At 71.3% G+C, this 12,537-nt stretch carries 12 protein-coding genes; all 12 read left to right on the top strand.

The genetic code is table 11. The features are described from left to right. The first annotated feature begins 29 nt into the window (after positions 1–29). The 12 genes from ACIGZJ_RS16220 to ACIGZJ_RS16165 all read left to right on the top strand — a co-directional run bounded on the left by ACIGZJ_RS16220 (position 30) and on the right by ACIGZJ_RS16165 (position 12,489). Complete coding sequence (locus tag ACIGZJ_RS16220; protein ID WP_392934665.1) at positions 30–530, top strand: hypothetical protein; 501 nt, start codon at positions 30–32, stop codon at positions 528–530. A gap of 172 nt (positions 531–702) precedes the next feature. After that, positions 703–1,614 (top strand): pyridoxal 5'-phosphate synthase lyase subunit PdxS, encoded by a 912-nt coding sequence (pdxS, locus tag ACIGZJ_RS16215; protein WP_392933851.1) that lies wholly within the window; start codon positions 703–705, stop codon positions 1,612–1,614. A gap of 95 nt (positions 1,615–1,709) precedes the next feature. Continuing rightward, on the top strand, positions 1,710–2,330 hold the full coding sequence (gene pdxT / locus ACIGZJ_RS16210) for a pyridoxal 5'-phosphate synthase glutaminase subunit PdxT (protein WP_396457812.1): 621 nt from the start codon (positions 1,710–1,712) through the stop codon (positions 2,328–2,330). Between the two features lie 78 nt (positions 2,331–2,408). Beyond that, a complete protein-coding gene (locus tag ACIGZJ_RS16205) occupies positions 2,409–3,167 on the top strand; it encodes a YebC/PmpR family DNA-binding transcriptional regulator (RefSeq protein ID WP_396457811.1) in 759 nt (252 codons plus the stop codon). 138 nt (positions 3,168–3,305) lie between these two features. After that, positions 3,306–3,878: a crossover junction endodeoxyribonuclease RuvC gene (ruvC, locus tag ACIGZJ_RS16200; RefSeq protein WP_396457810.1), complete on the top strand. Its 573-nt coding sequence runs from the start codon at positions 3,306–3,308 to the stop codon at positions 3,876–3,878. Next, the gene (gene ruvA, locus ACIGZJ_RS16195) at positions 3,875–4,486 is read left to right on the top strand and encodes a Holliday junction branch migration protein RuvA (RefSeq protein WP_392933859.1); all 612 of its coding nucleotides are present in this window, start codon (positions 3,875–3,877) and stop codon (positions 4,484–4,486) included. The genes ruvC and ruvA overlap by 4 nt, the downstream gene beginning before the upstream one ends. A 66-nt stretch (positions 4,487–4,552) precedes the next feature. Continuing rightward, positions 4,553–5,629: a Holliday junction branch migration DNA helicase RuvB gene (ruvB, locus tag ACIGZJ_RS16190; RefSeq protein WP_396457809.1), complete on the top strand. Its 1,077-nt coding sequence runs from the start codon at positions 4,553–4,555 to the stop codon at positions 5,627–5,629. A 237-nt stretch (positions 5,630–5,866) separates the two neighbouring features. Next, positions 5,867–6,274: a preprotein translocase subunit YajC gene (yajC, locus tag ACIGZJ_RS16185; protein WP_396457808.1), complete on the top strand. Its 408-nt coding sequence runs from the start codon at positions 5,867–5,869 to the stop codon at positions 6,272–6,274. A 146-nt stretch (positions 6,275–6,420) separates the two neighbouring features. After that, positions 6,421–8,199, top strand: coding sequence for a protein translocase subunit SecD (secD, locus tag ACIGZJ_RS16180; RefSeq protein ID WP_396457807.1), 1,779 nt, complete (start codon positions 6,421–6,423; stop codon positions 8,197–8,199). A gap of 4 nt (positions 8,200–8,203) precedes the next feature. Next, a complete protein-coding gene (secF, locus tag ACIGZJ_RS16175) occupies positions 8,204–9,316 on the top strand; it encodes a protein translocase subunit SecF (protein ID WP_396457806.1) in 1,113 nt (370 codons plus the stop codon). A 24-nt stretch (positions 9,317–9,340) separates the two neighbouring features. Beyond that, a complete protein-coding gene (locus tag ACIGZJ_RS16170) occupies positions 9,341–9,892 on the top strand; it encodes an adenine phosphoribosyltransferase (RefSeq protein WP_396457805.1) in 552 nt (183 codons plus the stop codon). A 95-nt stretch (positions 9,893–9,987) separates the two neighbouring features. Continuing rightward, positions 9,988–12,489 carry a RelA/SpoT family protein gene (locus tag ACIGZJ_RS16165; RefSeq protein ID WP_396457804.1) on the top strand — a complete coding sequence of 834 codons (2,502 nt, stop codon included), beginning with the start codon at positions 9,988–9,990 and terminating at the stop codon, positions 12,487–12,489. Positions 12,490–12,537: the final 48 nt, after the last annotated feature.

Below are 12,537 nucleotides of genomic sequence, written 5' to 3'. Positions count from 1 at the left end.
GGGCCGGCGTGGCCGTGGTGCTGTTCGGCATGTACCTGAGTTGGACGGCCGGACGGCTGGACCGGCTGCACGCCCGGATCGACGCCGCACGGGCGGCGCTGGACGCGCAGCTGGTCCGCCGGGCCTCGGTGGCGATGGAGCTGGCGACCTCCTCGCTGCTGGACCCGGCGGCCTCGCTGCTGCTGCTGGACGCGGCGCACGCGGCCCGGCAGGCGGAGGACGAGCACCGCGAGGTGGCGGAGAGCCAGCTGAGCCTGGCCCTGCGGGCGGTGCTCGCCGAGCCGGAGCAGGTCGCGGTGCTGGTCGCCGAGCCGGGTGGCGAGGAGGCCGTGAAGGATCTGACGGCGGCGGTCCGCCGGGTGCCGCTGGCGCGGCGGTTCCACAACGACGCGGTGCGGGCGGCCCGGGCGGTGCGCGAGCACCGGCTGGTGCGCTACTTCCGGCTGGCGGGCAAGGCGCCGTTCCCGATGGCCTTCGAGATGGACGACACGCCTCCGCCGGCCCTGACGCCTGAGGGGGCCCCGGCGTAAGGTCCGGACATTGCCGGACATGCCCCGGCGGCGGGGCGTGGAGCGGTGCGTCCGGATCCGGCCTGTTTGTCGTATCCCGTCGGCCGCGCTGGACTTGGTGGCGCATGGAGGGGCCGTTTCTTCCGCCTACCATAGGGCGATAGCACTGGTTCATCTTCGAGTGAGGTCTCACGTGTCCAGCACCCCCACCACCGCAGACCAGCCGCAGATCGGCACCGCCCGGGTGAAGCGCGGCATGGCCGAGCAGCTCAAGGGCGGTGTGATCATGGACGTGGTCAACGCCGAGCAGGCGAAGATCGCCGAGGACGCCGGCGCGGTGGCCGTCATGGCGCTCGAGCGGGTCCCCGCGGACATCCGCAAGGACGGCGGCGTGGCCCGGATGTCCGACCCGAACATGATCGAGGAGATCATCGCCGCGGTCTCCATCCCGGTCATGGCGAAGTCCCGGATCGGCCACTTCGTCGAGGCCCAGGTCCTGCAGTCGCTCGGTGTCGACTACATCGACGAGTCCGAGGTGCTGACCCCGGCCGACGAGGTCAACCACTCCGACAAGTTCGCGTTCACCACCCCCTTCGTGTGTGGTGCCACCAACCTGGGCGAGGCCCTGCGCCGCATCGCCGAGGGCGCGGCCATGATCCGCTCCAAGGGTGAGGCCGGTACCGGCAACGTCGTCGAGGCCGTCCGCCACCTGCGCCAGATCAAGAACGAGATCGCCAAGCTGCGCGGCTTCGACAACAACGAGCTGTACGCCGCCGCCAAGGAGCTGCGCGCCCCGTACGAGCTCGTCAAGGAGGTCGCCGAGCTCGGCAAGCTGCCGGTCGTGCTGTTCTCCGCCGGTGGTGTGGCCACCCCGGCCGACGCCGCGCTGATGCGCCAGCTGGGCGCCGAGGGCGTCTTCGTCGGCTCCGGCATCTTCAAGTCGGGCGACCCGGCGAAGCGTGCCGCCGCGATCGTCAAGGCCACCACCTTCTTCGACGACCCGAAGATCATCGCGGACGCCTCCCGCAACCTGGGCGAGGCCATGGTCGGCATCAACTGCGACACCCTGCCCGAGACCGAGCGCTACGCCAACCGCGGCTGGTAACCACTCCGCGACCAGCGTCGGCCCGCCGCAGCGCCTCGGCGCGCGGCGGGCCGCGCCACGTACACACGAAGTAACGATCGAAGAGGTTTGAGACCGTGAGCACTCCAGTCATCGGCGTCCTCGCCCTGCAGGGCGACGTCCGCGAGCACCTGGTCGCGCTGGCCGAGGCCGACGCGCTGGCCCGCCCGGTGCGCCGTGCCGAGGAGCTGGCCGAGGTCGACGCGCTGGTGATCCCCGGCGGGGAGTCCACCACCATGTCCAAGCTGGCGCTGCTGTTCGGCGTGATGGACCCGGTGCGCGAGCGGGTCGCCGCCGGCATGCCGGTCTACGGCACCTGCGCGGGCATGATCATGCTGGCCGACAAGATCCTGGACGGCCGCGAGGACCAGGAGACCGTCGGCGGGATCGACATGACCGTGCGGCGCAACGCCTTCGGGCGCCAGAACGAGTCCTTCGAGTCCGGAGTCGACTTCAAGGGCCTGGACGGCGGCCCGGTGCACGGCGTGTTCATCCGCGCCCCCTGGGTCGAGGCCGTCGGCGCCGGTGTCGAGGTGCTGGCCGAGCTTCCGGCCGCGGACGGCCCGGAGAGCCGGATCGTCGCCGTGCGCCAGGGCAACCTGCTCGCGACCTCGTTCCACCCCGAGCTGACCGGCGACCACCGGGTGCACGGCTACTTCGTTGCCATGGTCGAGGAGCACCTCGCCGCCGCACGCTGACCGTGTGCGGTCCACCGGTGACGACACCGGTAAGATCTCATCTGTTCATTTCCCTTTGGCGACGTAAAGGAGCTGGCGATGTCCGGCCACTCTAAGTGGGCTACGACCAAGCACAAGAAGGCCGTGATCGACGCCAAGCGCGGCAAGCTCTTCGCCAAGATGATCAAGAACATCGAGGTGGCGGCGCGCACCGGTGGTCCCGACCCGGCCGGTAACCCGACCCTGTACGACGCCATCCAGAAGGCGAAGAAGAGCTCGGTCCCGATCGACAACATCAACCGCGCCGTCAAGCGCGGTGGCGGTCTGGAGGCCGGCGGCGCCGACTACCAGACCATCATGTACGAGGGCTACGGCCCGAACGGTGTGGCCGTCCTCATCGAGTGCCTCACCGACAACCGCAACCGCGCCGCCTCCGACGTGCGCGTCGCGATGACCCGCAACGGCGGCTCGATGGCCGACCCGGGCTCGGTGTCCTACCTCTTCACCCGCAAGGGTGTCGTGATCGTCCCCAAGTCGGACGGCGTGGACGAGGACAAGCTGTTCGAGGTCGTCCTCGACCAGGAGCCCGAGGAGATCAACGACCTCGGCGAGTCCTTCGAGATCGTCTCCGAGGCCTCCAGGATGGTCGCCGTCCGGACCGCGCTGGTCGACGCCGGCGTCGACTACGACTCGGCCGAGGCCAACTTCCTGCCGAGCATGCAGGTCGAGCTGGACGTCGAGGGCGCCCGCAAGATCCTGAAGCTGATCGACGCCCTGGAGGACAGCGACGACGTGCAGAACGTCTTCGCCAACTTCGACATCAGCGACGAGGTCGGTGCGCAGCTCGACTCCGAGTGACCGTTCCCACCTCCCGGCCCGGTGGTCCCAGGACCACCGGGCCGGTGTCGTTCGAGCCGTTGTCCGACCCGGGCGGTAGCCTTCGCAGGTCGCTGCGCCCGGGGGCGGGCGGCGGGTTTACCGAGAGGCGGGGCTGACGTGCGGGTACTGGGTGTGGACCCGGGCTTGACCAGGTGCGGGATCGGGGTGGTCGACGGCGCGCCCGGCCGGCCCCTGAAGATGGTCGGGGTCGGCGTGGTGCGCACGCCCGCCGAGGCGGAGATCGGGCCGCGGCTGCTCCTGGTCGAGCAGGGCATAGAGAGCTGGCTCGACGAGCACCGGCCGGACCTGGTGGCGGTCGAGCGGGTCTTCGCCCAGCACAACGTCCGCACCGTGATGGGCACCGCGCAGGCCAGCGCCGTCGCTATGCTCTGCGCCACCCGGCGGGGCATCCCCGTCACCCTGCACACCCCCAGCGAGGTCAAGGCGGCCGTCACCGGCTCCGGGCGGGCCGACAAGGCCCAGGTCACCAGCATGGTGCAGCGGCTGCTGCGGCTGGACGCCCCGCCCAAGCCCGCCGACGCCGCGGACGCGCTGGCGCTGGCCATCTGCCACATCTGGCGCGGCGGTGCCACCGACCGGATCGCCGCCGCCGTCGCCAAGGCGGCGCCGGCCAAGGCCGCACCGGCCCGGCCGTCCGCCTACCGAGCCTCCCGAGGAGCCGCACGATGATCGCCTTCGTCCAGGGCCCGGTGGCCGCCATCTCCGGCGGCACCGTCGTCGTCGAGGTCGGCGGCGTCGGGATGGCCGTGCAGTGCACGCCCGCCACCGCGGCCGGGTTGCGGCCGGGCGAGCCCACCCGGCTCGCCACCTCCCTGGTGGTCCGGGAGGACTCGCTCACCCTCTACGGCTTCGCGGACGACGACGAGCGCGCCGTCTTCGAGATCCTGCAGGCGGCGCCCGGCGTCGGCCCGCGCCTGGCGCAGGCCATGCTCGGGGTGCACAGCCCGGACGAGCTGCGCGCCGCCGTCGCCGCCGGGAACGAGAAGGCGCTGATCGCCGTCCCCGGGATCGGCAAGGCCAAGGCCGCCAAGCTGCTGCTGGAGTACAAGGACAAGCTGGGCGCCCCGCACGGCAGCGTCCCCGCCCAGAAGCCGATCGCCGCCGGGCCCGCGCCGTGGAGCGAGCAGCTGCACGCCGCGCTGGTCGGCCTCGGCTACGCCCCGCGGGAGGCCGACGAGGCGGTCACCGCCGTCACCCCCGAGGCCGAGGCCCAGCCCAGGACGGACGTCGGCGCGCTGCTCAAGGCCGCGCTGCGCACCCTGAACCGCACCCGCTGACCTCTTCGCCGATCCGGTTTGCCGATCTGATCACCTGTCCCCTTGTCGACATTGGAGCCCGCACCGATGAGCCCGTACGACTCCGACCCGGCCGACCGGCTGGTCACGGCCGCCGCCGACGGCGAGGACCAGGCGGTCGAGGCGGCGCTGCGGCCCAAGCTGCTGGACGAGTTCATCGGCCAGGAGCGGGTGCGCGAGCAGCTGTCGCTGGTGCTCCAGGCCGCCCGCCAGCGCGGCAGCGCCCCCGACCACGTGCTGCTCAGCGGCCCTCCCGGGCTCGGCAAGACCACCCTGTCGATGATCATCGCGGCCGAGCTGGGCGCCCCGATCCGGATCACCTCCGGTCCGGCGATCCAGCACGCGGGGGATCTGGCGGCGATCCTCTCCTCGCTGACCGAGGGCGAGGTGCTCTTCCTGGACGAGATCCACCGGATGTCCCGCCCGGCGGAGGAGATGCTCTACATGGCGATGGAGGACTTCCGGGTCGACGTGATCGTCGGCAAGGGGCCCGGCGCCACCGCCATCCCGCTGGAGCTGCCGCCCTTCACCCTGGTCGGCGCGACCACCCGGGCCGGCCTGCTGCCGCCGCCGCTGCGCGACCGCTTCGGCTTCACCGGGCACATGGAGTTCTATGCCCCCGCCGAGCTGGAGCGGGTGGTGCACCGCTCGGCCGCCCTGCTGGACGTCGAGATCGACCCGGCCGGCGCCGCCGAGATCGCCGGCCGCTCCCGGGGCACCCCGCGGATCGCCAACCGGCTGCTGCGCCGGGTGCGCGACTACGCCCAGGTCCGGCACGACGGCGTGGTCACCCCGGGGATCGCCGCCCAGGCGCTGGAGGTCTACGAGGTGGACGCCCGCGGGCTGGACCGGCTCGACCGCGCGGTGCTGGACGCGCTGCTGCGGCTGTTCGGCGGCGGCCCGGTCGGGCTGTCGACGCTCGCGGTCGCGGTGGGGGAGGAGGCCGAGACGGTCGAGGAGGTCGCCGAACCGTTCCTGGTCCGCGAGGGACTGCTCGCCCGCACCCCGCGCGGGCGGATCGCCACCGCCGCCGCCTGGCAGCACCTCGGCCTCACCCCGCCGGTCCAGACCACCCGCGGTGCGGTGCCGGCCCAGCCGGAACTCTTCCCGGGGGACGGCGGCTGAACGGGTGACGCCGGCCCGGCGGGGGCCCGTGAGAGGTCCGCGGGCGGAAGTCGGGGAAGAAGTCCGACGAAACTGTGCAGGCCGAGGCTCGCCACTTTCGGCGGCAGGATGCGATGCTTGGCGTTGTCCGATCAGTTCGGGGTCGCCTAGACTCCGCCGGACCGCCCCTCTCACCTGACGGGCCGACCAATACCACACAGGCCGCCGACCGGCGGCCCGTAAAGGACCCTGGCTGCAGTGAACCTCATCATCCTTCTCCTCCCGATCATCGCGATCGTGCTCATGTTCCGGTCGCAGAAGAAGCGCCAGCAGCAGATGCAGAGCATGCAGACCGCGCTGGAGCCCGGGGCCGGAGTGCGCACCATCGGCGGCCTGTACGCCCAGGTGAAGGCGGTCAACGAGGAGACCGTCGAGCTGGAGATCGCCCCCGGCGTGATCAGCCACTTCACCAAGAGTGCGGTCGCGGCCGTGCTGGACCCGCAGGAGTACGACGCGATCATCAACGGTCGCCCCGCCGAGGACGAGCTCCCCGAGGTCGATGCCGAGGACGCCGAGGCCGAGCCGGCCGAGGACAAGCCGCTGACGCTCACCAAGGACAGCGCCGAGAAGGGCGATGCCGAGGGCGGGGCTCCCGCGAGCAAGTAGTACGGTCGGGCACCAGCCCGGCCGCGCGGCGCAGTGCCGCGAGCCCACAGGACCTCAGGGCCGCGCTCCCGCCATGCCCCCGTCCCGCCACGAGCCGGACGGGGGTCCGGTTGGGGAGGTGGCATGGACAGGGAGAAACGAGCAAGGTGGCAACACCCAAGTCGCGCCCGCGCGACGGCTACCCAGGGCGGGCGCTGGCCCTCATCCTGGTCGTCACCGTCGGACTGGTCGCCCTCATGTTCGGGACGGGCAACACCAAGCCCCGCCTCGGGATCGACCTCGCCGGCGGCACCAGCATCACGCTGACCGCGAAGTCGACCGACCCCAAGGCGATCAACAAGTCCAGCATGGACATCGCCACCGGGATCATCGAGCAGCGCGTCAACGGGATGGGTGTCTCCGAGGCGGAGGTCCAGACCCAGGGCGACAAGAACATCATCGTCAACATCCCCAAGGGTGGAGACAAGCAGACGGCGGTCGACCAGGTCGGCACCACCGCCCAGCTGTTCTTCCGCCCGGTCCTCGCCCTCGCCCCGAGCGGCATCCAGATCCCGGCCCCGACCGCGTCCCCCACGGCGAGCGGCAGCGCCGCCCCGGGTGCGGCCCCCTCGGCCACCCCCTCGGCCTCGGCGGGCACCACCGCCGTCGCGCCGAGCGCCAGCGCCACCAAGCAGGGCCGCGCGGTCGGCGAGGCGCTCGCCGCCGACGCCACCCCGAGCGCGGCCGCCACCGGCGCGAGCACCGCTCCGAGCACCGCGCCCAGCGCTCCGGCCGCCAACCCGGACCTGACCGCCGCGATGACCTCGGGCACCGTGCCGCCGGAGCTGGCGGCCGACTTCGCCCGCATCGACTGCTCCCAGCAGGACCAGCGGAAGAACTACCAGACGGCCGTGGACAAGCCGGCCGTCGCCTGCACCCAGAAGGACGAGAAGGGCCTCTACTACAAGCTCGCCCTCGGCCCGGTCGCCGTCTACGGCTCGGACGTCTCCAAGGCGCAGGCCACCATCGACACCCAGCAGGGCGGCGGCTGGCAGGTCCAGCTGCAGTTCAACGGCAAGGGTGGCGACGCGTTCACCGACATCACCGGCAAGCTGGCCGGCCAGCCCAGCCCGACCGACCAGTTCGCCATCGTGCTGGACGGCCAGGTCGTCTCCCACCCGCTCGTGCGCGGCCCCATCCCCGGCGGCTCGGGCGTGATCTCCGGCAGCTTCAGCCAGACCGAGGCGCAGAGCCTCGCCAACGTGCTGAGCTTCGGCGCGCTGCCGCTGGAGTTCACCACCAGCGACGTCACCACCGTCTCGCCGCAGCTCGGCGGCGACCAGCTGAAGGCGGGCCTGATCGCCGGCCTGATCGGCATGCTGCTGGTGGTCCTCTACTCGCTGGTCTACTACCGGGGCCTGGGCCTGGTCTCGATCGCCGGTCTGATCGTCTCGGCGATCCTCACCTACTCGATCATGAGCCTGCTCGGCGCGGGCATCGGCTTCGCGCTGAACCTGCCGGCCATCTGCGGTGCGATCGTCGCGATCGGTATCACCGCGGACTCCTTCATCGTGTACTTCGAGCGCATCCGCGACGAGGTCCGCGAGGGCGCCCCGCTGCGCCCGGCCGTCCAGCGGGCCTGGCCGCGCGCCCGGCGCACCATCCTGGTGTCGGACTTCGTGTCCTTCCTCTGTGCCGCGGTGCTCTACCTCGTCTCGGTCGGAAAGGTGCAGGGCTTCGCGTTCACGCTGGGCCTGACCACCGCGCTCGACGTCGTGGTGATCTTCCTCTTCACCAAGCCGCTGATCACCCTGCTGGCCCGGAAGAAGTTCTTCTCCGACGGCCACCCGTGGTCCGGTCTGGACCCGAAGCGGCTGGGCGCCCGCCCGCCGCTGCGCAGTACCCGTCGCCGTAGCCCGTCCGCTTCCGCCGTGAAGGAGGCCTGACACCGTGTCACGCTTCTCCAATCTGGGCCACCGGCTCTACCAGGGCGAGGTCAGCTTCGACTTCGTCGGGCGCCGCAAGCTCTGGTACAGCATCTCCGGTGTGATCGTCCTGGTCGCGGCGGTCGGCCTGGCCATGGGCCTGAAACTCGGCATCGAGTTCAAGGGCGGCTCGGTCTACACGGTCGCCAAGCCGGGGCTGTCGATCTCGCAGGCACAGGACGCGGTGGACAAGATCGTCCACTCGCACCCCCTGGTGCAGTCCGTCGACGGCGGCGAGAAGATCCGCATCCAGATCAGCTCCGAGGAGCAGGTCTCCTCGTCGGTCTTCACGGACAAGCTGTCCAAGGAGATCAACGTCCCCGTCGCCGAGATCGACACCCAGGTGATCGGTCCCAGCTGGGGTGAGCAGATCTCACACAAGGCGCTCACCGGCCTGATCATCTTCATGATCCTGGTGACGATCTACCTGGCGATCGCCTTCGAGTGGCGGATGGCGGTGGCCGCCCTGGTCGCCCTCATCCACGACCTCCTGATCACCATCGGCGTGTACGCCCTGGTGGGCTTCGAGGTCACCCCCGGTACGGTGATCGGCTTCCTGACGATCCTCGGGTACTCGCTCTACGACACGGTCGTCGTCTTCGACACCGTGAAGGAGAACGCCAAGGGGCTCACCAAGCAGAACAAGATCACCTACAGCGAGGCCGCCAACGCGGGTCTCAACCAGACCCTGGTGCGCTCGCTGAACACCACGGTGGTCGCCCTGCTCCCGGTGGCGGCGCTGCTGTTCATCGGTGGCGGCCTGCTGGGTGCCGGCACCCTGAACGACATCTCGCTCGCGCTGTTCATCGGCCTCGCCGCCGGTGCCTACTCCTCGATCTGCGTCGCCACCCCGCTGCTGGCGCAGCTCAAGGAGGAGCAGCCGGAGATGAAGGCGCTGGCCAAGCGGGTCGCGCAGCGCCGTGCGGCGGACGCCAAGGCGGCCGCCGAGGCCGGCTCGGACGCGACGCCGGAGGGCGAGGAGTTCGCCGACGAGGACCTGCCCGCGGGTATGGTCGGTCAGCGCGGCCGTGCGGCCGGCACCTCGCGTGCCAAGGGCCGTTCGTCCGGCAAGCGCTGACCCGCCCGACCGTAAGGACCTCTTGTGACCACCGCCGACACCGTACTGGCCGAGCTGCTGAACAGCCGGATCCGGGACGTCCCGGACTACCCGAAGCAGGGTGTGCTGTTCAAGGACATCGCGCCGCTGCTGGCCGACGCCGAGGCCTTCGCGACCCTCGTCCAGGCGCTGGCGGACCGGGCGCAGGCCCTCGGTGCGACCAAGGTGGTGGGCCTGGAGGCGCGCGGCTTCGTGCTGGCGGCTCCGGCGGCCTTCGCGGCCGGGCTCGGCTTCGTGCCGATCCGCAAGCAGGGCAAGCTGCCCGGCGAGGTGTTCCGGCGCTCGTACGAGCTGGAGTACGGCTCGGCGACGCTGGAGGTGCAGTGCGACGCCTTCGCCCCCGGTGAGCGGGTGCTGGTGGTCGACGACGTGCTGGCCACCGGCGGCACCATCGGTGCGTCGCTGGACCTGGTGAAGGAGGCCGGCGCCGAGCTCGCGGGCGTCGTGGTCCTGATGGAGCTGGGCTTCCTGGACGGCCGCGCGCGGCTCGCCGGGCACCTGGGCAGCGCCCCGCTGGAGACGCTGGTCACGGTCTGAGCTGGGAACGGAGGGCGGTGGTCGGATCATCAGACCGCCGCCCTCCGCGTGTCCGGACCCGGGCGGCTGAACACCGGAGCGCCCGGCTCGGTACCATGAAGATTCATCCCCTCCCGGTTGTGCGACCGGTGCCAGGGGCAGGCCCGGTGCCCCGAGGAGTGTCCTTGCCCGACGAGGTTGTGCCCACGGCCGCAGCGGCCGCCCCCGAAGACCGTCCCACGCCCTCGGGGGCCACCCCGGCACGCCCGGCGCCGACCTCCTCGCGTCCGGTGGCTCCGGTCACCCGGCCCTCCTCCTCCGGAGGCATGCGCGCCCGCCTGGCCCGCCTCGGCGGTCAGCGCTCCAGCGTGCTCAACCCCGTCCTGGAGCCGCTGTTCCGCTCCATCCGGGCCAACGACCCCAAGGCCGACCCGGTCCTGCTGCGGGAGATCGAGAAGGCGTACGCGGTCGCCGAGAAGTGGCACCGCGGCCAGAAGCGCAAGAGCGGCGACCCCTACATCACCCACCCGCTGGCCGTCGCGACCATCCTGGCGGAGCTGGGCATGGACGCCGCGACGCTGATGGCGGGGCTGCTGCACGACACCGTCGAGGACACCGACTACGGCCTGGAGACCCTGCGCAAGGACTTCGGCGACTCGGTGGCCCTGCTGGTCGACGGCGTCACCAAGCTGGACCGGGTCAAGTTCGGCGAGGCCGCGCAGGCCGAGACCGTCCGCAAGATGGTCGTCGCGATGGCCAAGGACCCGCGCGTCCTGGTGATCAAGCTGGCCGACCGCCTGCACAACATGCGCACCATGCGCTACCTCAAGCGGGAGAAGCAGGAGAAGAAGGCCCGCGAGACGCTGGAGATCTACGCCCCGCTGGCCCACCGGCTGGGGATGAACACCATCAAGTGGGAGCTGGAGGACCTCGCCTTCGCGATCCTCTACCCCAAGATGTACGACGAGATCGTCCGCCTGGTCGCCGAGCGCGCCCCCAAGCGGGACGAGTACCTGGCGACCGTCATCGACCAGGTCCAGGGCGACCTGCGCGGCGCCCGGATCACCGCCTCCGTCACCGGCCGGCCGAAGCACTACTACTCGGTCTACCAGAAGATGATCGTCCGCGGCCGGGACTTCGCCGAGATCTACGACCTGGTGGGCATCCGGGTCCTGGTCGACACCGTCCGCGACTGCTACGCGGCGCTGGGCACCATCCACGCGCGGTGGAACCCGGTGCCGGGGCGGTTCAAGGACTACATCGCGATGCCCAAGTTCAACATGTACCAGTCGCTGCACACCACGGTGATCGGTCCGGGCGGCAAGCCCGTCGAGCTGCAGATCCGCACCTTCGACATGCACCGCCGGGCCGAGTACGGCATCGCCGCGCACTGGAAGTACAAGCAGCGCGCGGTGGCCGGCGCCTCCAAGGTGCGCACCGACACCCCGACCCAGACCCGCAAGGACGACAAGGCCGGCGCCGTCAACGAGATGGCCTGGCTGCGGCAGCTGCTGGACTGGCAGAAGGAGACCGAGGACCCGAGCGAGTTCCTGGAGTCGCTGCGCTTCGACCTCTCAAACAACGAGGTCTTCGTCTTCACGCCCAAGGGCGACGTCATAGCGCTGCCGGCCGGCGCCACCCCGGTGGACTTCGCCTTCGCCGTCCACACCGAGGTCGGCTACCGCTGCATAGGGGCCCGGGTGAACGGGCGGCTGGTGCCGTTGGAGTCGACCCTGGAGAACGGCGACAGCGTCGAGGTCTTCACCTCCAAGGCGGAGAACGCCGGACCCTCCCGGGACTGGCTGGGCTTCGTCAAGTCGCCGCGCGCCCGCAACAAGATCCGCGCCTGGTTCTCCAAGGAGCGCCGCGAGGAGGCGATCGAGCACGGCAAGGAGGCCATCGCCCGCGCGATGCGCAAGCAGGGCCTGCCGATCCAGCGGATCCTGACCGGCGACTCGCTGGTCACCCTGGCCCACGAGATGCGCTACCCGGACATCTCCTCGCTGTACGCGGCGATCGGCGAGGGCCACGTCGCCGCGCAGAACATCGTGCAGAAGCTGGTGCAGGCGCTCGGCGGCGAGGAGGGGGCCACCGAGGACCTCGCGGAGACCGCCACCCCGACGCACGACACCCGCCGGGCGGTCCGCCGCCGGGCCAAGGGCGACCCGGGTGTCATCGTCAAGGGCGTCGAGGACGTCTGGGTGAAGCTCTCCCGGTGCTGCACCCCGGTGCCGGGCGACCCGATCGTCGGCTTCGTCACCCGCGGCAACGGCGTCTCGGTGCACCGCGCCGACTGCGTCAACGTCGAGGCGCTCAGCCAGCAGCCGGAGCGGATGATCGAGGTCGAGTGGGCGGCCACCCAGTCCTCCGTCTTCCTGGTGGCCATCCAGGTCGAGGCGCTGGACCGCTCGCGGCTGCTCTCGGACGTCACCCGGGTCCTCTCCGACCAGCACGTCAACATCCTGTCGGCGGCGGTGCAGACCTCCCGCGACCGGGTCGCGATGAGCCGCTTCACCTTCGAGATGGGCGACCCGAAGCACCTCGGCCACGTCCTGAAGGCCGTCCGCGGCGTCGAGGGCGTCTACGACGTCTACCGGGTCACCTCGGCCCGCAAGTAGGGCCACCGGTACGGCGAAAGGGCCCCACCGCCTCGGCGGTGGGGCCCT

It is taken from the genome of Kitasatospora sp. NPDC052868, assembly GCF_044547105.1.
Taxonomy (GTDB): domain Bacteria; phylum Actinomycetota; class Actinomycetes; order Streptomycetales; family Streptomycetaceae; genus Kitasatospora.
Note: the sequence above shows the minus strand (reverse complement) of the source record. Positions and strands in the feature narration are given on the sequence as shown.